We start from the raw sequence: 19,398 nt of genomic DNA, 5'->3' as shown, positions 1-19,398 counted from the left end.
CCCGATGGCCGGATATCGTTTCGGCTGGCTGAAACTTCGGTGACGTATCCAGTGGTTTTTTGCACGTGAATTGATGCCTATGATGAAAGTATTCCATCACAGGTGCTGTCATGAGTCACGATCAAGCGTTCTGGCTGCCGTATACCGCCAACCGCGCATTCTGGAAAACGCCCCGCGTCATCAAGTCGGCGCGTGGTCACTACTACACCACCGAGGACGGTCGACAACTGCTCGACGGCTTTTCCGGCCTGTGGACCTCGGGACTGGGTCATTGCCATCCTGCGATCGTGGCTGCGGTGCAAGACCAGGTTGCGACACTCGACTACTGCATGAGTTTCCAGGTTGCAAACGACCGTGCAATTGCATTGGCGCGCGAGGTTGCAGAACTGGCGCCGGCCGGGCTCGACCGGGTGTTCTTTACCAACTCCGGATCGGAGTCGGCGGATACCGCACTCAAGATCGCGCTGGCCTATCATCGTGCACGGGGCCAGGGCCAGCGCACGCGGCTGATCGGACGCGAGCGCGGATATCACGGAGTCAACTTCGGTGGCATGTCGGTCGGCGGCATTCCGGGTAACCGCAAGGTCTTCAGTGCGGCCTTGCTGCCAGGCGTGGATCACATCCGCCATACCTACAGCCGCGACGACATGGCATTCAGCCGAGGGCAGCCGACCTGGGGTGGCGATCTGGCAGAAGACCTCGAGCGTCTGGTCGGCCTGCACGATGCGTCGAACATCGCCGCTCTGATCGTGGAGCCGGTGGCGGGGTCCACTGGCATTCTGGTACCCCCGATCGGCTACCTTCAGCGCCTGCGCGAGATCTGCGACCGACACGGCATCCTGCTGATCTTCGACGAGGTCATCACCGCCTTCGGCCGTGTCGGCGCACCCTTCGCGGCGGCCCGCTTCGGCGTCACCCCCGACATCATCACTACCGCGAAGGGGCTGACCAACGGCGTGGTGCCGATGGGGGCAGTCATCGTGCGCGAGGACATCTACCAGGCGCTGATGCAGGGGCCGGACAACGCGGTGGAGCTCTTTCACGGCTACACCTACTCCGGGCATCCGCTGGCGGCGGCAGCCGGGCTGGCGACGATGAAGGTTTATCGTGAAGAAGACAGTTTCGCCCGTGCGCAGGCGCTGGAGCCAGTCTTCGAGGAGAGTATCCATGCCCTCAAGGGCGCGCTGCATGTGATCGATATCCGCAACTTCGGCCTCATGGGCGGGATCGAACTCGCGCCGCGTCCGGGTGCGCCCGGTGCGCGCGGGTTCGAGGTCTTCCTCAAGTGTTTCGAGGCGGGGGTCGTCATCCGGAATGGCGGCGACATCCTGCAGTTTTCACCCTTCCTCGACTCGACGCCGGACGAACTCGGCCGTATCTTCGAAACCGTCCGCCAGGCGCTGCGCGTGGTCGATTGAACCCCCGAACAACAGAGAGACAGAAACCATGAATACGATCGGTCATTACATCAATGGCGAGTCGATCACCGACAGCAACCGCCCGCAACCGGTGTTCAATCCCGCGCTGGGCGAGCCCGTGCGCCAGGTGGCGATGGCCAGTCGCGCCACGGTGGAACAGGCCATCGCCGCCGCCGAGGCTGCGTTCCCGGCATGGCGCAAGACGCCGCCGCTCAAGCGCGCACGCATCCTGTTCGCCTACAAGGCATTGCTCGACAAGCATGCCGACCGCATCGTCGCCGCCATTGTCGAGGAGCACGGCAAGGTGTGGGAGGACGCCCAAGGCGAACTGCAGCGCGGCATCGAGGTGGTCGAGTACGCCTGCGGCGCGTCGGAGTTCCTGAAGGGCGAGCACAGTCGCGACGTCGGTCCCGAGATCGATTCCTGGTCGGAATTTCCGCCACTGGGCGTGGTGGCCGGGATTACCCCGTTCAATTTTCCGTCGATGGTGCCGATGTGGATGTTCCCGATGGCGATCGCGTGCGGCAACTGCTTCGTCCTCAAGCCATCGGAGAAGGACCCGTCGGCGCCGATGATCCTGGCCGAACTGCTTACCGAGGCGGGTTTGCCGCCGGGCGTGTTCAACGTCGTCAATGGCGACAAGGAAGCCGTCGATACCCTGCTGACCGATGCGCGGGTGAAGGCCGTGAGTTTTGTCGGCTCGACCCCGATCGCCGAGTACATCTATGCCACCGGCACGGCGCACGGCAAGCGCGTGCAGGCGCTGGGTGGGGCCAAGAACCACGCCGTGGTGATGCCGGATGCCGACCTCGATAACGCCGTCAATGCGCTGATGGGTGCGGCTTACGGCTCCTGCGGCGAACGCTGCATGGCGATCTCGGTGGTGGTGGCGGTGGGCGACGCCGTGGCCGACGCACTGGTGGCGCGCCTCAAGCCCAAGGTCGAGGCGCTGGTGATCGGCAATGGCAGTGCGCGCGGGCTGGACATGGGGCCGTTGGTCACCGGCGCGCACCGTGACAAGGTCAGAGGGTACATCGACCTCGGCGCGGAAGAGGGGGCCGAACTGCTCGTCGACGGCCGCAAACTGAAAGTGGCCGGGCACGAGAACGGTTTCTTCCTCGGCGGCACGCTGTTCGACCACGTCAAGCCGACGATGCGCATCTACAAGGAAGAGATCTTCGGTCCGGTGCTCGCCATCGTGCGGGTGCACAGCCTGGCCGAAGCCATCGCGCTCATCGACGCCCATGAGTTCGGCAACGGCACCTGCGTCTTTACCCGCGATGGTGCCGTCGCCCGTCACTTCACCGACAGCGTGCAGGTCGGCATGGTCGGCGTGAACGTGCCGTTGCCGGTACCGGTGGCGTGCCAGAGCTTCGGTGGCTGGAAGCGCTCGCTGTTCGGCGATCTCTATGCCTACGGTCCGGACGCGGTGCGCTTCTACACCCGGCGCAAGACACTGACCCAGCGCTGGCCGAGCGCCGGTATCGAGAAGGCGCAGTTTGCCTTTCCCAGCAACGGTTGATGAGAGCTGACGTCGTGAATGATCGATTTCCCGCTGTAAACACGTCCATAGCAGCCCTTGCCATCGATGGCGACAGGCTGTGGCAGTCGCTGATGGACCTGGCGCAGATTGGCGCGACCGCAAAGGGTGGCGTGTGTCGTCTGGCGCTCACCGAACTCGACCGTCAGGCGCGCGATCTGTTTGTTGCATGGTGCCGCGCCGAGGGCTGCAGCATTCGCATCGACCAGATCGGGAACATCTTCGCCCGCCGAGCCGGCGTGCGCGACGAGTTGCCCGCCATTGCCACCGGTAGTCATATCGACACCCAGCCCACCGGTGGCAAGTTCGACGGTAACTATGGCGTGATGGCCGGGCTTGAAGTCCTGCGTACGCTCAACCAGCATGGCATCCGTACCGAAGCACCGGTCGAGGTGTGCGTGTGGACCAATGAGGAGGGCTCGCGCTTCGTGCCGGTGATGATGGGTTCCGGCGTGTATATCGACGCGTTCTCGCTCGAGCATGCGCTCAGCCGCACGGATCACGATGGCGTCACCGTGGCCGAAGCGCTGACTTCCATCGGCTATGCCGGTTCGGCGCCGGCTTCGGTGAATGCCGGCGCGTCGCGCTTCGGTGCCTATTTCGAAGCGCATATCGAGCAGGGGCCGGTACTCGAAGATGCGAACATCACCATTGGCGTAGTCACCGGTGCGCTCGGTCAGCGCTGGTACGACGTCACCGTGAGTGGCATGGAGTCGCATGCCGGCCCCACCCCGATGAGACTGCGCAAGGATGCCCTGTTTGCTGCCACCCACCTGATGCAGGATGTGGTGAACATCGCGCTTGCGCACCAGCCCGATGGGCGCGGGACAGTGGGTTGCGTGCACGTGTACCCGAATTCGCGCAACGTCATTCCGGGCAAAGTCACGTTTACGGTCGACTTTCGCCATGGCGATGATGAGGGACTGCTGGCGATGGACGCCGCATTGCGGCAGGCGGCCGATGCGCTGCAGCGCGACTTCCCGGTGCAGGTGGCGGTCGAACAGGTGGTGTACTACGCCCCGGCCGCGTTCGCGCCCGAGCTCGTCGATGCGATCCGCGATGGGGCTGTGCGTGCGGGCTGCAGCCATCTCGACATCGTCAGCGGTGCGGGACACGACGCGGTGTATGTGGCGGCAACGGCACCGACCGCAATGATCTTCGTGCCGTGCAAGGACGGCATTTCGCATAACGAGATCGAGGATGCCGACCCCGCTCACCTGGCGGCAGGTGCCAATGTGTTGCTGCATGCGGTGCTGGCGCGGGCCGGCGTCGCCGGCTGAGTTGCGACATTCTTGAGGGCGTCAATGAGATGGCTCCGGCCCGCACTTGGCGGATGCCGGAGCCATCTCATTTCGCGGGCGCGGTTACGCCGCAGACGCGATTTTCTGCGCCATGGCGATGAGGCTTCGATCGCTGCCTGCGGGGCCGAGCAAGGAGATGCCCAGCGGTGCGCCGAGGCGCGTCGCCAAGGGCATCGACAATTGCGGAAAGCCGCTGAGGCCGGCGAGGCACAAGAGCTTGATCGCATTGTTGCGGTAGTCCTCGAGCCCGGCTTCGTCTGTACTCAGTAGCGGGGCGATATCGGGCATGGTGGGCAGGACCATGACGCCATCCTCGCCCAACACATGGCTCAGCACGGCGGTGACCTCACTGCGAATCGCCTCGCTTTCCTCGACCTGCGTATCGGTCACCTGCTTCGACCAGGCAAAGCGGTCACGCACGCCGGGGCCGAGGGCGAGGCCGTGGCGTTCGATCATGTCGCCATCCGTCTGCCAGGCTTCGCGTCCCTGGATATAGCGGAAGGCCCAGTAGTTGCGATCGAAGCCCTTGGGCGCCATCTGCATGAAGGCGGCTTTGCCGAACAGTGCTTCGATGCGGTCAAGGGCGGGCTTGAGGGCATCGCAAACGATGTCTTCGAGCAGGCCCCAGCCGTCCTCCGGATACAGCATGCGCACATGTGCGGGCAAGGGCGCCGTGTCGATCCCCAGCAGCACGTCACCGACACGGGCGAAGGTGCCGGCGTCGCGGGCAAAGAAGCCGCAGCTGTCGAAGCTGGGTGCGAGATCCAGGCAGTTCTCGAGGCTGATGCGACCGTGGGTCGGGCGCAGACCGAAGAGACCGCAATGGTTGGCCGGGCAGCGCACGGAGCCGCCGGTGTCGGTGCCGAGGGCAAAATCCACCAGGCCGTTGGAGACGGCCGCCGCCGAGCCGGACGAGGATCCGCCGGTGATGCGCTCGGGGGCACCGCCGTTTATCGGCGCACCGAAGTGGGCATTGATGCCGTTCATCGAAAACGCAAGTTCATCGGTATAGGTCTTGCCGACAAAGCGGGCGCCGCTGTCGAGCAGGCGCTGCACCGTGGGCGCCGTCCGTGTCTTGATGCCAGACAGGGCAAGCACATGCGGGTTGCCGCCGCCGGTGGGGTAGCCGGTGACGTCGAAAAGATCTTTCACGGCAAAGCTGAGGCCGGCAAGCGGGCCTTCCGCCGCATGCGCCAGTTCGACTGCGGGGTAGGGGACAAAGGCATGGGCAGGGTCGCGATCGATCAGCATGTGGGGTTCCGTGAGAGCGTAAGGGGAGGCGGATTGGTGACGTTTGAATTGAACATTGCGCGATGATCAGGCCGGGATGGCGGGGCGCTCCATCCGGGGGCGCCCGAACTGGATGGTGGCGTCGGTGCGCAGACAGCGTGCGCGATGGTCACCGCCGAGTTCGACCGCGTCAGGCCGGGTCTGCAGGCAGGCGGGCTGGGCGAAGGTGCAGCGCTCGGCAAAGGCACAGCCCATCGGGAGATGCGCAAGGTCGGGCGGCGCGCCGGGGATGCTGGCCAGGCGTGCGCCTTTCTCCATCGCACCATCGGCACGCGCCTGCATGAGCGCGAGCGTGTAGGGGTGGCGAGGATTACGGATCACCTCGCGGGTGGGGCCTTCCTCGACGATGCGGCCGGCGTACATCACTGCAAAGCGATCCGCCACTTCGACTGCGGCGCCCATGTCGTGGGTGACGAAGACGATGGCCAGGCCAAGTTCGCGCTGCAGTTCGCGCAACAGCAACAGAATCTGGATCTGTACCGTGGCATCGAGCGCGGTGGTGGGCTCGTCGGCCAGCAGTACCTGCGGGCGGCAGGCCAATGCGAGCGCAATCATGGCCCGCTGGCGCATACCGCCGGACATCTCGTGAGGATAGGCATCGAGTCTTCGCTCGGGGCTGGGAATGCGCACCCGCTCGAAAAGCTCCAGTGCGCGCTTGCGTGCATCGGCGGTGCTGATGTTCTCGTGGCGGCGGATGGATTCGATGATCTGGGCGCCCACGGTGTAGACCGGGTCGAGCGCCAGCAGCGGTTCCTGGAAGATCATCGAGGCCACGCGGCCACGGTAGTCAGCCAACGCGCGGCTGCCCATCGACAGGACGTTCGCGCCAGCCACCTCGATGCGGCCCTCGATGCGCGTGTGTCGCGCCGGGTGCAGGCGCAGCAGTGAGCGCAGCGTGACGCTCTTGCCCGATCCGGATTCGCCGATCAGCGCAACGGTCTCGCCGCGGGCGACTTGCAGATCAACACCGTTGACGGCCTCGACGGGCTTCTTGCCGGCAGTGAAGGTGACGTGAAGGTCGCGCACCGACACGATGGCTTCTTTGGCTGCGGAGTCTGTGCTTGCGTTCATGGTCTCTCCGGTCACGCTGCGTAAATCACTGCATCGGCCCGGGAGTGGCCGCTGCCGGGTTCGTGGATCAGGCAGGCCGTTTCACGCCCGTCAGTGGCTTCCAGGCTGGGTACCGTGCGCGCGCAGATGGCCTCGGCCTGCGGGCAGCGGGTATGAAAGCGGCAGCCAGGCGGCGGATCGATGGGGTTGGGCGGGTCGCCCACCAACGCCGCTTCTTCGGTACGGTGGTCGGGGTCCATTGAGGGCATCGACGATAGCAGTGCGCGCGTGTACGGATGGAGCGGCTGCTCGAATACCGCCTCGGCAGGGCCTGTTTCTGCGACTTTTCCAAGGTACATGACCATCACGCGGTCCGAGATGTAACGCACCACGTGCAGGTCATGGCTGATGAAAAGGTAGGTGAGACCGAATTCGTCCTTGAGATCCATCAGCAGGTTCAGCACCTGCGCTTCGACTGATTTGTCGAGCGCCGAGACCGCTTCGTCGAGGATGACCAGGCGCGGCTTGCTGGCCAGCGCGCGTGCGATGTTTACACGTTGACGCTGGCCGCCCGACAGTTCGTGCGGGTAGCGACCGGCAAAGCGACGCGGTTCCAGCCCGACGCGTGCGAGCAGATCGCGGGCGCGGGAGATGGATTCAATTTTGGGCACACCGTGCACCTGGGGGCCGAAGGCGATCGAATCCTGGATGGTGAGGCGGGGGTTGAGCGACGAGTAACTGTCCTGAAACACCATTTGTACCTGTCGTCGGTATTCGCGCAGGGGCAGGGCGGGTGACCCGACGGTCTCGCCGTCGAATACGATCTCGCCGGCCGAGGGGGCGATCAGATGCATCAGCAGGCGCGCGGTGGTCGACTTGCCGCAGCCGGACTCACCCACCACGCCAAGCGTTTCGCCCTTCATGATCCTGAAGTCGACACCGTCGACCGCACGCACGACCTTGCCGCCGCCGATCAGGGTTTCGATGAAGCTCTTCTTGAGGTCGAAGTGTTTGACCAGTCTGTTGACGGTCAACAGTGGCTGTGCGGGGCCGCCACGGTCGCCACCTGTCGCCGCACCGATATGGTCGATGCTGATTCCGATACTCATGATTGACCCCCTGGGTTAGCTCTTGACGTCCATCGCCGATCGCAGGCTGTCGGACAGCAGATTGAAGGAAATCGAGGTGATGAAGATCATCACGCCGGGGAGCGCGGCCACCCAGGGCTGGGTGTAGATGGCGGTACGCAGCGTATTGAGCATCAGCCCCCACTCGGGCTCGGGCGGTCGTACGCCAAGTCCGAGGAAAGAGAGGCCGGAGGCGAGAATCATGGATACTGCGATCAGGCTGGTAGCGAAGACGAAAATCGGCCCCAGCACATTGCCCAGTACATGCACGCGGACGATGGTGAAGGGGCGGGCACCGGAGGCGCGGGCAGCTTCGACATAGTCACGCCCCCTGACCTGGGTCGTCACGCTTTCGGCCACGCGCGCGATCTGCGGGATGAAAACGATGGTCAGGGATAGCAGGGCGTTGCCGATGCCCGCACCGAGCGCGCCCGACAGCGCGATTGCCAGCAGCACGGAAGGAAAGGCGTAGAGGATGTCGATGGTGCGCATGATCAGGGTGTTGATCAGCCCGCCCGCATAACCGGCAAGGATGCCGATGCCGCTGCCGATGACGAAGGCGATCAGCACCGGGGTGATGCCCATGAACAGCGACAGTCGCGTGCCCAGCATCAGGCGCGACAGCATGTCGCGACCGAGCTCGTCGGTGCCGAGCGGAAAACCGTCGAAGCCGATCGGCTTCAGACGCTTGATCATCGAGGTCTGGTACGGATCGGAAGGCACCAGTTGATGAGCGAATACGGCAATCAGAATGAGCGCGAACAGCACGGCGCATGCGCCGAGCGCCACCGGATCGCGCATGAGCTTTGCGATGACGCCGGACCAGAATCCCGGCGATCGTTCAATGGCCTCGACCTTTGCTGTCGGCGCGGGGAGGGTGAGGCTGACATTGGTGTTCATGATCTCTGGATCCTCGGGTCGAGGGTGGTCTGCAGCACGTCCACCAGCAGGTTGAGCACGACGAAGAACGTGGCGAGGACCAGGATCGTGCCTTGCAACAGTGGCAGGTCGCGCTGGAAGATGGCCGAATTGAGCAGAAAGCCGGTGCCCGGCCACGAGAACACGGTTTCTATCAGGATCGAGCCGCCGAGCAGGTAGCCCAGTTGCAGGCCCATCACGGCCAGCGCGGTAGGGGCGGCGTTCTTCACCACGTGGAGGAAGATGCCGAGGTCGGTCAAGCCCTTGGCGCGCAGTCCGACCACGAACTCCTGAGCCAGGATGTCGGCTACGAGCGCACGCACGGTGCGGGCGATGATGCCCATTGGAATCACCGACATGGTGATCGCTGGCAGCACCATGAACTGGATGTGCGCCCAGTCCCAGGCCCATTCACCCGAACCGCCCGGACCGGCGCCGGTGGCGGGCAGCCACATCAGCCACGACGAAAAGATGATGACCAGCACCATGCCGAGCCAGTAGTGCGGCACGCTGACACCGAGCACCGAAAAGGCCGAGGCGACGCGGTCCACCCAGGAGTCGCGAAAGTAGCCGGCGACAAAGCCGAACAAGCCACCGAACAGAAAGCCGATGAGCGTGGCCATGCAGGAGAGCATCAAGGTGTTGCCCACGGCGCGCATGACTTCGGTGGCCACCGGACGACCCGAGGCGATCGAAGTGCCGAGATCACCGTTGAGCGCACGCCAGAACCAGGTGGCGAATTGTTCGTACCAGGGGCGATCGAAACCGTACAGTCTCATCAACTGCTTCTGCAACTCGATGGATGCGTCAGGAGGCAGGATGGAAACCAGCGGATCGCCGGGTGAGATATGGACCAGCAGAAAGCAAAAAAAGGCGACACCGATCATGATCGGAATCGTGTAGACGATGCGGCGCAGGAGATAGAAAATCATCGTTCGGCCCCATGGGTCGGGTGGTTGAAACCGCCGGCGCGCCGGCCGGCGGCAAGTCCGCTGCGCGCCGCAATGCGGCGGCGCGTCGGGACCATCAGTCCATCTTCATCGTGGCGATGTCGATGAACCAGCTCTTGGGTTGGACGACGTTCTTGACCTTGGGTGACATGGCGCGCGGGCCGACGTCGTGCGCGACGAAGATGAAGGGCGCTTCTTCCACGATGCGGGCATGCAGTTTCGCCAGCGCGGCATCGCGTGCCTTGTCGTCGAAGCTGGTGCGTGCGGTGGCGACCAGGGTGTCGAACTCGTCATTGCCGAAGTAGCCCCAGTTGTTCGAGACCGGGGGGAAAGCCTTGGTGCTGACGAATCGCACCATGGCAAAGAAGGGGTCCATCGCCGCCGCCGACACGTTAATGGCGTTGGCGCCATTGGCCGACGGGTCCTTGGCGCCCTTGCGCCAGTTGGTGAACAGCGTGTTCCACTCCAGAACGTCGAGCTGCACGTCGAAGTAGCACTGCTTCAGGCTTTCCTGGATGTACTCGTTCATCGGCAACGGTTGCATCTGGCCCGAACCCGAAGCCGATACCTGGATCTTCACCTTCAGCGGCTTGTCCGCCGTATGGCCGGCCTCGACCATCATCTTCTTTGCCGTCTCGGGGTCGAACTTGATGTCGAACTTCGGATTGCCCCACCACGGATGGTCGGGCGATACGATGCCCTTCGCCTCACCCATCATGCCGCCGAGCAGCTGCTTGAGTTCGCCACGGTTGATACACAGGTTTGCGGCCTGACGTACGCGCTTGTCCAGCCAGGGCGAGCCTTCCGCGAAGGACAACTGCCACGGCCAAATGTGGGGCTGCGGGTTGGAGTAGATGGTGAAGCCGCGGCTCTTGATCTGATCCATGGCGTCGGGCGCCGGCGCCTCGATCCAATCCACCTGGCCCGAAAGCAGCGCAGCGGTGCGGGCATTGGCCTCGGGCAGTGGCAGCATCACGACCTTGTCGATGGTGGGCGTGCGCTTGGGGTCCCAGTAGCCGGCGTTCTTGACCAGTTCAAGACGTTCGCGCGGCGCAAAGGCGGACATCTTGAATGGACCGGTGCCGGAAGCGTCTGCGGCAAATGCCGTCCATGCTTTCTTGGCACGCTCGGCCGGATCGCTCACCGATGCATCGACCGCCTTGAATTTGGCCTCCCACTGGGTCGGCGACGCAATGAATAGATTGGTGAGGTTGATCGGCAGGAAGGCGTCCGGCTCCGAGGTGCTCAGTTCGACCGTGAGGTCGTCAATCTTGCGTGCGCTGCGCAAGGTGGGCATGCGCGAAGCGGTCACGCCGACCTGGCTGGCGTCGAAGTGTTTCGCGGTCTTGTCCAGCACCTTCTGAACGTTCCACACCACGGCATCGGCGTTGAAGGCCGAACCGTCGTGGAACTTCACCCCCGGTCGCAGTTTGAACACCCATTTGGTCTTGTCCTTGGCATCGACGGCCCAGGAGGTGGCGAGGTCGGGAATGATGACGCTGGCCGCATCTGCCTTCGACAGATCCCACTGCGTCAGCGAGTCGTACATCGGGATGCCGGTAAAGCGGTTGCCTTCAAAGCCCTGGTCGGGCTGACCAAGCGTGCGTGGAATGTCCGCGGCCGTCATGCCGATGCGCAGCACCTTTTCCTGTGCCATGACGGCACCGGAAGCGAAGGACAGTGCAAGGAGGGTGCTGCCGATCATGGCGGACAGCCGACGGGTGGGCCGATTACGTGTGCTCATGGTGATTCCTTGCTGAGGTAGTGGAAAAGTCGAAATTCGAGAACAGGCCCGATCGTGTCAGCGCAAGCACCGTGCCAATTCCATGAAAATGCATACAAAAAAAGTAAACTCATGTTCTGTAATGGATTATTCAGAGCTATCCGGGGCCGACTTGTCTCTTCGCTCGTTGCGGCCCTGCCTTCGATGCACCAAGTCGGGGATATTGCTTGCCAGCGAACTTGGCGGGTCATGAATCCGAGTCACAGGACTTGGGCAAACCTTAGAGGCTGTGTTTGGTGCAAAAAACTACAAATAGCGAAAGCTGGGTTTCCGATTTGTGAAACAATTTCGGCATGAAACCCCGTGCCTTGCTCACCAGCCTTGCCGAAGCGGATCTTCGCTTGCTGAGAATATTCATTGCGATTGCCGAATCCGGTGGTCTTGCTGCTGCCGAGTTGCGACTGAACATCAGTCGCTCGGTGATCAGCCGTCATTTGAAAGACCTTGAAATCCGCCTCGGTGTGCGCCTGTGCGAGCGTGGCCGCTCAGGTTTTGCGCTCACGGAGGAGGGCGGGACGGTTCTCGACGCGGCCCGGCGGCTGCTGTCGCAGATCGAGGGGTTCCGGCGCGAAGTCGCCGGTTTGCATGGCGGCATGCGTGGTGAGTTGAATCTGGCCGTGTTCGACAAGTTCGTGACCAATCCGGAATGCAAACTGGCGGAAGCCATCGCCGCTTTTGGCGTCGAAGCGCCCGGCGTCACGCTGAACCTTCACGTGTCGGGGACGATCGCGATCGAGAAGGGGCTGCTTGAAGGCCTGTTCCAGGTGGCGATTCATCCTTTTCACCGGGCCAGCGAGAGCCTTCTGAGCTGGCCCCTGTTCTCGGAACAGATGTCGTTGTATGGGGCGCCCGATCATCCGTTGCTGCGCGCGGGCATTGCGCTCGACGACGCTACCCTGCGTAAGGCCGACTTTGTCGGCCTCGGCTATCATTCGCCCAACATGGAACATTTCTGGCGGCTCGGGCTGCAGCCCGCCGCGAGGGCGCACGAGCAGGAAGGCAGCGTGGTACTGATCCGTTCGGGGCGCTACCTGGGCTTCTTGCCCGAACACTACGCACTGTCATTCGAGCAGGCAGGGGTGCTGAAACGTATACCCTCCGATACCTTGCAGTATCGGTGTGACTGGCATGTGTCGATTGCTCGCAGCCCGGCACCGGGGAGAATCGCCCGTCATTTCACCAGCCGTCTGCGCGTGTTGCATGGAGCGCCTGCCAGTGAGGTGACGTTGGGATGAGCGCAGGTGGACGCATGTCGATGCGATGTCGATATCAGCAAGTGCGCTGTCCGTGCGGCACGGGGACCGCAAGATGACCCGACTGATTCTTCTGAACAAGCCTTATGGCGTGCTGTGCCAGTTTACCGACGAGGCCGGGCGGGCGACGCTCAAGGACCATGTCGCGGTACCCGGTGTGTACGCCGCCGGTCGGCTCGATACCGACAGTGAAGGTTTGCTGTTGCTGACCGACGATGGGGGTCTTCAGCACCGCATTGCCGACCCCCGCCACAAGCTGCCCAAGACCTATCTGGTGCAGGTGGAGGGGGTAGTGGACGACGGGGCGCTCGCCAGCCTGCGCGCGGGCGTCGACCTCGGCGATTTCGTCACCTTGCCGTGCGAAGCGCGGGTAGCGGGCGAACCGGACTGGTTGTGGCCGCGTGACCCGCCCGTACGGTTTCGCAAGACGGTGCCCACCGCATGGCTGGAGATCGTGCTGCGCGAAGGCAAGAATCGCCAGGTTCGGCGCATGACGGCGAAGGTGGGGCTGCCCACGCTGCGCTTGGTGCGCACACGGATCGGCGAGTGGACGCTGGATGGCCTCCTGCCTGGACAGTGGCGCGAGGTGCCGGTGCCGGCCGCAATGGCGCAGCGTGCGGCGGCGCCGTTGCGTTCGCGCGACGGCCGTCGGCAAGGCAGCCACAGGCGTTAGAATCGGCGCCAATTCAATGGGTGACGGATGGAGTCGATGAACATGAGGCGTGAGGTCGGGCGGGTCCTTCGTGTCGGTTGCGTGCTGGCGGCGTGGATGCCCGCCATGGTCGGCGCACAGATGCCGACGACCGAGTTGGGGCTGGGGATGTTCCGCATCGAAACCGAGGTGGCCTTCACCGATCAGGACCGGCAGCTCGGCCTGATGAACCGTAAGAGCATGCCGCTCCAGCATGGGATGGTGTTCGTGTTCACCCAGGATGCGAGGCATTGCATGTGGATGAAGAATACGCTGCTGCCGCTGTCGGTGGCCTTTCTCGATGACAAGGGCCGCATCCTGAATATCGAGGACATGTTGCCCCAGACCGAGGACAGCCACTGCGCTGCCGGGCCCGCACGTTATGCGCTGGAAATGAACCAGGGCTGGTTTCGCGAACGTGGATTCAAGGTGGGCGATGCGGTGCGTGGCATCGAGCGCCTGCCGGCCGGGCGCTGACGTGTCTGTGGCCAAGTCGGGAGAGGCGCCCAGCGCAGGGGCTTCGGGCCGTATGCTGCGCGACACCTCGCGGTAAAGCGTATCGCGCTCGAAATCGATGCCGTCCACGTGCAGGCCGTGGAGGTGGCTCGAGCAGTAGCCGGGTGCCACTAAGCTAGACCTGACCTCGGCGCCGCTCTATTTGTGTCTCAACTCTTTGCGCGAAATTACATGCGACCGCATGAGCCAGATGATCCGGTTAAGGCTTTCCACATCATCTGAACTCGTCAGCTTGTCCCCAGTTATTTCCGCGAATTCGATCAGATTTACTCCATCGGCACGCCGTCCTGGTGTATCAATCCTCAACATAGGATCAGCACCACGATCCAATAACTTCTCCACCAAATCTGTGTCTCGCGACAAAATGGCGTAGGTTAAAGGTCGGAACGGGCCAATAGCTTTAGAAAAACTATTCGGATCGCACTCTGCGATTGCCTCGTATAACATTGATCGAAGCAAATTCCGATCAACTTTTCGCTTCCAACCAGTTGCGATCTCCCGCTCCCATGCCGCCATCAAGAACTGTAAGCGCCCGTTCTCGATTGAGATCATTGCGTTGTTAGCCGTCCCGACCAACCGACAGTTCGGATCCTTTTTTGCCAACAAGAAGAACCTCGAGATAAGTGGATGTTTCGGGAATGCGTGCCCCATCAAGTTCGTTGCAACTACGATGTGATCTCCATACGGCAGCCGCGCATTATCAACAAATGCGTATCCGACAACCGACACACTTACCACTCCTGCTGTCCACCAAGCAACCTTCTTCACGAACGAAACCCTCACCTTAGTGCCGGTCCTGATTATTTTAGTCCCCGCACGTCTCTCAGACTGTATTGACCCAGTGAAAAGCTGCTCGAGCGCGGTGTAAGCGCGGGCTTCCCTCAGGATGGGGGGCGCCGCCCAGCGCAGGGCCTTCAGGCCGTACGCTGCACGGCACCTCGCGGTGAAGCGTATCGCGCTCGAAATCGATCTCGATGCCGACCACGTGCAGGCCGTGGAGGTGGCTCGAGCCGTAGCCGGCCGCCACTATGCTAGGACCTGCCCACGGTGTCTGCTCCGACGCCACCGCAGCGATCAGAGCGATTAGGTCTCGCTGCAAAGTAGCGATCTCTACTGTGCAAAGCAGACGGCTGATTAACTCGTTGGACTCTGCGATTGACGACCTTTCTCACTTCTCAATCAACCGATCAGTCAGTCATCAATAGATTTGAGATTCTGAATAGCGCCTCCTTCGATTTTGGATCAGTAGCTCTATTCATGAGATGAATCGAGAAGTCGTGTGCGCTCATCCCATCCGTCGGCTTCCCCGGTTGCAAAATTCGTAGCTTCAGATCGGCCTTGTTCGCCACAAGGTAGCGAACAAGGTCCTCCCTCTGGGTCAAGATCGCGTGAAATAGTGGTGGATAGTCATCAGGCGGAAAATCGTTGGGGTTGCACTGGCCAATCAGGCGGCGTGCGAAGACCAGGCTGAAGTCAGATTCGGACAATTCTCCCAGTTTGATCTTCTCGTCAATGATGCGAATTATTGCAATCAGACCGAGGTTGTCCGCCGTATCCTTGTGGATGACCCAGGCTTCATCCATCACGGAGTAACCGCACTGGATCGGAAAAACGGAAAGAAAGAAACGTGACACAACAGGAGACAAGAAGAGGCGCTCCATGCCTTTAGGAGAGCGACCGCTTGCAGCAGTGAAGACGTGATTTCCGTAGGGCAAGTAGATATTGATGGCAAGAGCCACAAGACCGTAGATTACCGCCATGGAAAGGGTGATTATCCGTATATGCTTGGGCATGTCAGTATCCTGATGCTTCGTCGATTCTACGGTTTCGGTTTTTGGCAGCATCCGTCGCACCACCCAGCAATCCGCCGCTATTCTCGAGCTGGTGCGTTGTCTCACCTGCGACTGTTTTCACCGCCGCGTTCGGATCGATACAAAGGATGTCGCCAGAGACATCAACCCAGTCGCCTAGCCCCGGCCATTTCTTCACGGTCTTGAATTTCTCCTTCATCCAGTTGGTGCCGATCCCGATTTCTTCGTCCCCGCACTTATCTCCGACTGTACGGACGCAGAGAATAGCTGGCCGAACGCAGTGTAGGTGCGGTTTTTCATAGGATGGGAGCACCGCCCAGCGCAGGGCTTTCAGACCGTGGCATTCAATGATCTCTGCCCAAATTTTCATCAAACAAGCGAGTATCAAACCCAAGCACATATTTGCTTCGACGATTGACGGGTTCAGGGCCGAGTTGCTCGGGATCTTAACGTGAAGGTGCGATTGCCCTGCCCTGCTAGGAGGGGTTTGTTGATGTCAAAAGCACTAATCCGGAATAAATCAGTGCTAACACAATAGCCACCTTTAAGCGGCTAGCCATTTTAGGTGGCCTAGAGAACAGTTTGCCTAGCGGCCCTTTTGTAGTAGCTACTGCCTTGTCTCCGATGAGGGCTACGAGCACTCCCGCAATAACAAGTCCAATACCGATAGCATCTAGCATTTTGATTACTTTGCGGGTACTGTTACGCTCAATGGTAAAGAGCTTCCAATGCCGTGGGCTCCAGCATTGAAAACAAAATTCCAAAGTCCAAGCGGGTCGATTCTTGAAACCGGACTCTCGTTAACATAGCTGTAGGTGTTTACTCCACCCCTCAACCCAATCGGATCCTGCGTCACATACCGACCCTGCCATGGATCGTAATACCGGTACCGATTGCAATAAAGCCCGGACTCCTCATCGAGCCACTGCCCCTGAAACCAGATCGGCTGCTGTACGCCAGTTTCTTCCGCGACCGCCGCCCAGCGTGTCTTGCCGTTGTGATCGATCAGCCGCAACGGTGTGCCCAGATGGTCGGTCACGAACACGATCACCGGTGCTTTCGGAGCCTCGGGCTGGCCGAGGAGGTCGTGGTACTAATGTGGTCTACTTCTATTCTTGGCTCCCCATTCTTGACGACGAGCTATATCGATCCTTACCAAGTGTCTGGGATCTGCCACGCAATCAAGTACATTGCCCCAGTCAGCAGGAGAGTCAAACGACCCGCCGTGCAGAGCCGTTTCCCGTGCTCATCATATATGTCATAGAACGGCCACCATAGGGTGAGAGAAAGAATGGGAGATAGTCCTGAGTCATTTTTCCGGTCAGCGTGTGTAAAGGCAATTATGCCAAGGATGGCATAGGCAAGGTTAAGTGTGACTGCGATTGCGAGCGCGCCCAGTGACAAGTTCATTCGTCCATTCCACCTACGCTGAGTGATGGTGTGGGTAGGCTACCGAAAAGACCGAATGTAACGCAGATTTGTCCATCACACCGGCGTCTCCATTAAATGTGGTTTGACTCGGCCTGTCCTAAATTTTCTGAGCGTTACTAAGAAGTAGGTTGGTAACCGTACATGGAATTCCGGCACGATGTTTCTCGAAAACCAGCTGTAGAGCGGATTTCAGAGGAATGCTCATGTACGGCACCCAACCTTCTTTTTAGTAAGAACTAGTTGTTTATCTGGCGAATATACTTCTTGTAAATATTTTTGTATGAAATATATTCGAGAACTCCTGCGAAGAGTAATCCAATGATGGCCATTCCAGTATTTGATAACGATTCATCTTCCCGAGCAAGCGTGCCTAGCATAAGAAACCATAAGGCAGCATTGATTTGAATAAGCCACCATAGAATTTTTGCGCCCTCCAAATGGTCGCGACTATTTTCATAAATGGGGAGCACTGTAGAAACCTCACCTAAAGACACTTTGCGTTATAGACGGCATAGCAACCAGCAACCATTCCCATGTACTGAAGATAGGTTAAGGCGACTGAAGGCTCTAGTCCTGCCCCACATATCACCTCGCAAGAGGCGTTTCCTCCATATTCAGGGCCGAGATTGCTGCAAGCGGTTTTGCATGCGTTATCAAATTTTCCCTCCATGTCGCTATATAGATCGTGAGCAATTTCAAGACATTGTTTTAGTTGTGCGTCTGCGCCTTTGTTGCATTTCCCTATTGGATCAGGAGAGAGTCCTCTTGCATCGATGTAACTAATTGGATTTTCCTTGCCATATGAATAGGAGGTTACACCCCCCATCAACCCAATCGGATCCTGCGTCACATACCGCCCCTGCCGTGGATCGTAGTACCGGTACCGATTGTAATAAAGCCCGGACTCCTCATCGAGCCACTGCCCCTGAAACCGGATCGGCTGTCTGACGCCGTTTTCTTCCGCGACTGCCGCCCAGTCATCGGACTGTGCCGCCCAGCGCGTCTTGCCATTGTGATCCACCAGCCGCAACGGCGTACCCAGATGGTCGGTCACGAACACGCTCACGCGTGCTGTCGGGGCCTGGGGCTTGAACGGGTTGGGTACGACCAGTCCGTGCGCGGCCAGCAGCGTCGACATCTGCGCAAAGAGCGCGCTTTCCTCGCGTGCATTCTCCCGGTCTTCCGCGTCCTCGGGTTCGACCCGGTCCTGTTCGATTCGCAGGAGCGGCACGAAGCTGGCGGGCTCGTAGAGGAGGGTGGTGGTGAGTGTGTCGGTCGCCTCGCACACCAGCCGCTCGCCGTCCCAGCCGTAGCGGGTGGTGCGGGTGTCGTGGCCGGTGGTGACGGTCTTGGCGATGCGGCGCGAGAGGGCGTCGTAAGCGTAGATGGCCTGTGTTCGGGTGCCGTCGGGGGCGATCCGCTCGAGCGCCACCAAGCGATGCGCGCCGTCGTAACCCAGTTGCAGCCGCGTGCCATCGGCGAGCGTGCGCTCGACCAGATTGCCCGCGCCATCGAAGCGGCTGCTGACGCCGGCGAGGTCGGTGACGCGGTTGTCGGGCCAGTGTGCGGTGTTCGGGGTAGGACGGCCGTCTTTGCTATTGCCGAGCAGGTTGAACTCGGGGTCGCTCAGGTTACGGGCCACGGTGCGGGCCCAGTCGTCATCGGCCGGGGCTGAGAGCGTGCCGTCGGGGATGGTGACATCGAGGCGGTTGCCGGCCGGGTCGAAGCGGTAGTTGTGGCGCTGCTCCCCGTGCTGGCTGGCGATGAGCCGGCCCGAGGCATCGTAGGCGTAGGCGATGGCGCGGGTGCCGGCGCCATCGCGCTGGCGGATCGAGGCGAGCTGCGCGTGGGCGTCGTAGGCGTACTCGCGTATCAAGGGCTCGGCGTGGGTCGTGGCCAGTGCGCTGCGTGAAAGCTGGCCGAGCGCGGTGTAGGCGCGGGTTTCCCTCAAGATGGGGGTGCCGCCCAGCGCAGGGCCTTCGGGCCGTACGCTACGCGACACCTCGCGGTGCAGCGCATCGCGCTCGAAATCGATCGCGATGCCGTCCACCTGCAGGCCGTGGACGTGGCCCGAGCCGTAGCTGAGCCACGCACACTTGGGGGCGTCGCCATAGGTGGTGGCCTCGGGCTGGCCGAGGAGGCCGTGGCGGTGGGTGCAGGCGTAGTGCCACTGATCCGTCTGCGCCTGATCGGCATGAGACTGAGCGGAGTGGGATTGCGACTCGCGCAACACTCGTCCGGCCGCATCGAAGGCGAAGCGCACCTCGGCGGTGGGGCTGGCAAAGGAGGCCAGCTGGCCATCGGCGCGCCAGGCGAAAT

At 61.4% G+C, this 19,398-nt stretch carries 17 protein-coding genes; 6 read left to right on the top strand and 11 right to left on the bottom strand.

Annotated features, from left to right (window positions below; all coding sequences use genetic code 11):
* Positions 1 to 110: 110 nt before the first annotated feature.
* Genes J5J83_RS08250 through J5J83_RS08240 form a run of 3 tightly spaced genes read left to right on the top strand, consistent with a single transcriptional unit; the run spans position 111 to position 4,238 of the window.
* Positions 111 to 1,418, top strand: coding sequence for an aspartate aminotransferase family protein (locus J5J83_RS08250; protein ID WP_212347735.1), 1,308 nt, complete (start codon positions 111 to 113; stop codon positions 1,416 to 1,418).
* A 28-nt stretch (positions 1,419 to 1,446) separates the two neighbouring features.
* Positions 1,447 to 2,940 (top strand): CoA-acylating methylmalonate-semialdehyde dehydrogenase, encoded by a 1,494-nt coding sequence (locus J5J83_RS08245; protein ID WP_212347732.1) that lies wholly within the window; start codon positions 1,447 to 1,449, stop codon positions 2,938 to 2,940.
* Positions 2,941 to 2,954: 14 nt separating this feature from the next.
* Complete coding sequence (locus J5J83_RS08240) at positions 2,955 to 4,238, top strand: Zn-dependent hydrolase (protein WP_349251870.1); 1,284 nt, start codon at positions 2,955 to 2,957, stop codon at positions 4,236 to 4,238.
* A gap of 84 nt (positions 4,239 to 4,322) precedes the next feature.
* Here the strand turns inward: J5J83_RS08240 and J5J83_RS08235 are convergent, their stop codons facing one another.
* The 6 genes from J5J83_RS08235 to J5J83_RS08210 all read right to left on the bottom strand — a co-directional run bounded on the left by J5J83_RS08235 (position 4,323) and on the right by J5J83_RS08210 (position 11,338).
* Positions 4,323 to 5,510, bottom strand: a complete 1,188-nt coding sequence (locus J5J83_RS08235; protein ID WP_212347727.1) for an amidase — start codon at positions 5,508 to 5,510, stop codon at positions 4,323 to 4,325.
* Between the two features lie 66 nt (positions 5,511 to 5,576).
* Positions 5,577 to 6,620 (bottom strand): ABC transporter ATP-binding protein, encoded by a 1,044-nt coding sequence (locus tag J5J83_RS08230; protein ID WP_212347723.1) that lies wholly within the window; start codon positions 6,618 to 6,620, stop codon positions 5,577 to 5,579.
* An 11-nt stretch (positions 6,621 to 6,631) separates the two neighbouring features.
* On the bottom strand, positions 6,632 to 7,708 hold the full coding sequence (locus tag J5J83_RS08225) for an oligopeptide/dipeptide ABC transporter ATP-binding protein (RefSeq protein ID WP_212347719.1): 1,077 nt from the start codon (positions 7,706 to 7,708) through the stop codon (positions 6,632 to 6,634).
* 15 nt (positions 7,709 to 7,723) lie between these two features.
* A complete protein-coding gene (locus J5J83_RS08220; protein ID WP_212347716.1) occupies positions 7,724 to 8,626 on the bottom strand; it encodes an ABC transporter permease in 903 nt (300 codons plus the stop codon).
* On the bottom strand, positions 8,623 to 9,576 hold the full coding sequence (locus tag J5J83_RS08215) for an ABC transporter permease (RefSeq protein WP_212347713.1): 954 nt from the start codon (positions 9,574 to 9,576) through the stop codon (positions 8,623 to 8,625). Before J5J83_RS08215 ends, J5J83_RS08220 begins: the two co-directional genes overlap by 4 nt.
* Positions 9,577 to 9,670: 94 nt before the next feature.
* Complete coding sequence (locus J5J83_RS08210; protein WP_249115655.1) at positions 9,671 to 11,338, bottom strand: ABC transporter substrate-binding protein; 1,668 nt, start codon at positions 11,336 to 11,338, stop codon at positions 9,671 to 9,673.
* 332 nt (positions 11,339 to 11,670) lie between these two features.
* Between J5J83_RS08210 and J5J83_RS08205 the strand changes: the two genes are divergently transcribed.
* From J5J83_RS08205 to J5J83_RS08195, 3 genes are all read left to right on the top strand, one after another.
* Positions 11,671 to 12,612, top strand: a complete 942-nt coding sequence (locus J5J83_RS08205; protein ID WP_212347710.1) for a LysR family transcriptional regulator — start codon at positions 11,671 to 11,673, stop codon at positions 12,610 to 12,612.
* Between the two features lie 73 nt (positions 12,613 to 12,685).
* Complete coding sequence (locus J5J83_RS08200; protein ID WP_212347708.1) at positions 12,686 to 13,303, top strand: pseudouridine synthase; 618 nt, start codon at positions 12,686 to 12,688, stop codon at positions 13,301 to 13,303.
* Between the two features lie 96 nt (positions 13,304 to 13,399).
* Positions 13,400 to 13,798, top strand: coding sequence for a DUF192 domain-containing protein (locus tag J5J83_RS08195; RefSeq protein ID WP_249115930.1), 399 nt, complete (start codon positions 13,400 to 13,402; stop codon positions 13,796 to 13,798).
* Positions 13,799 to 13,975: 177 nt separating this feature from the next.
* Here J5J83_RS08195 and J5J83_RS08190 read toward each other — a convergent pair whose 3' ends face one another.
* From J5J83_RS08190 to J5J83_RS08170, 5 genes are all read right to left on the bottom strand, one after another.
* Positions 13,976 to 14,605, bottom strand: coding sequence for a hypothetical protein (locus J5J83_RS08190; RefSeq protein ID WP_212347705.1), 630 nt, complete (start codon positions 14,603 to 14,605; stop codon positions 13,976 to 13,978).
* A 419-nt stretch (positions 14,606 to 15,024) separates the two neighbouring features.
* On the bottom strand, positions 15,025 to 15,630 hold the full coding sequence (locus J5J83_RS08185; RefSeq protein WP_212347702.1) for a hypothetical protein: 606 nt from the start codon (positions 15,628 to 15,630) through the stop codon (positions 15,025 to 15,027).
* 1 nt (position 15,631) lies between these two features.
* Positions 15,632 to 16,042: a hypothetical protein gene (locus tag J5J83_RS08180; RefSeq protein WP_212347699.1), complete on the bottom strand. Its 411-nt coding sequence runs from the start codon at positions 16,040 to 16,042 to the stop codon at positions 15,632 to 15,634.
* Positions 16,043 to 16,333: 291 nt separating this feature from the next.
* On the bottom strand, positions 16,334 to 16,699 hold the full coding sequence (locus J5J83_RS22920) for an RHS repeat-associated core domain-containing protein (RefSeq protein ID WP_212347696.1): 366 nt from the start codon (positions 16,697 to 16,699) through the stop codon (positions 16,334 to 16,336).
* Positions 16,700 to 17,563: 864 nt separating this feature from the next.
* On the bottom strand, positions 17,564 to 19,398 hold a 1,835-nt coding region (locus tag J5J83_RS08170; protein ID WP_212347693.1), incomplete at its 5' end, for an RHS repeat-associated core domain-containing protein.

The sequence above is a fragment of the Azoarcus sp. L1K30 genome (genome assembly GCF_018122735.1).
GTDB lineage: Bacteria > Pseudomonadota > Gammaproteobacteria > Burkholderiales > Rhodocyclaceae > Parazoarcus.
The sequence above is the reverse complement of the archived record's forward strand: the minus strand, read 5'-3'. Positions and strand labels throughout refer to the sequence as shown.

Coding starts and splice junctions, on each gene's coding strand:
- J5J83_RS08250 (WP_212347735.1), top strand. CDS start 111: ATGAGTCACGATCAAGCGTTCTGGCTGCCGTATACCGCCAACCGCGCA.
- J5J83_RS08245 (WP_212347732.1), top strand. CDS start 1,447: ATGAATACGATCGGTCATTACATCAATGGCGAGTCGATCACCGACAGC.
- J5J83_RS08235 (WP_212347727.1), bottom strand. CDS start 5,510: ATGCTGATCGATCGCGACCCTGCCCATGCCTTTGTCCCCTACCCCGCA.
- J5J83_RS08230 (WP_212347723.1), bottom strand. CDS start 6,620: ATGAACGCAAGCACAGACTCCGCAGCCAAAGAAGCCATCGTGTCGGTG.
- J5J83_RS08225 (WP_212347719.1), bottom strand. CDS start 7,708: ATGAGTATCGGAATCAGCATCGACCATATCGGTGCGGCGACAGGTGGC.
- J5J83_RS08220 (WP_212347716.1), bottom strand. CDS start 8,626: ATGAACACCAATGTCAGCCTCACCCTCCCCGCGCCGACAGCAAAGGTC.
- J5J83_RS08215 (WP_212347713.1), bottom strand. CDS start 9,576: ATGATTTTCTATCTCCTGCGCCGCATCGTCTACACGATTCCGATCATG.
- J5J83_RS08210 (WP_249115655.1), bottom strand. CDS start 11,338: ATGAGCACACGTAATCGGCCCACCCGTCGGCTGTCCGCCATGATCGGC.
- J5J83_RS08205 (WP_212347710.1), top strand. CDS start 11,671: ATGAAACCCCGTGCCTTGCTCACCAGCCTTGCCGAAGCGGATCTTCGC.
- J5J83_RS08200 (WP_212347708.1), top strand. CDS start 12,686: ATGACCCGACTGATTCTTCTGAACAAGCCTTATGGCGTGCTGTGCCAG.
- J5J83_RS08195 (WP_249115930.1), top strand. CDS start 13,400: ATGCCCGCCATGGTCGGCGCACAGATGCCGACGACCGAGTTGGGGCTG.
- J5J83_RS08185 (WP_212347702.1), bottom strand. CDS start 15,630: ATGCCCAAGCATATACGGATAATCACCCTTTCCATGGCGGTAATCTAC.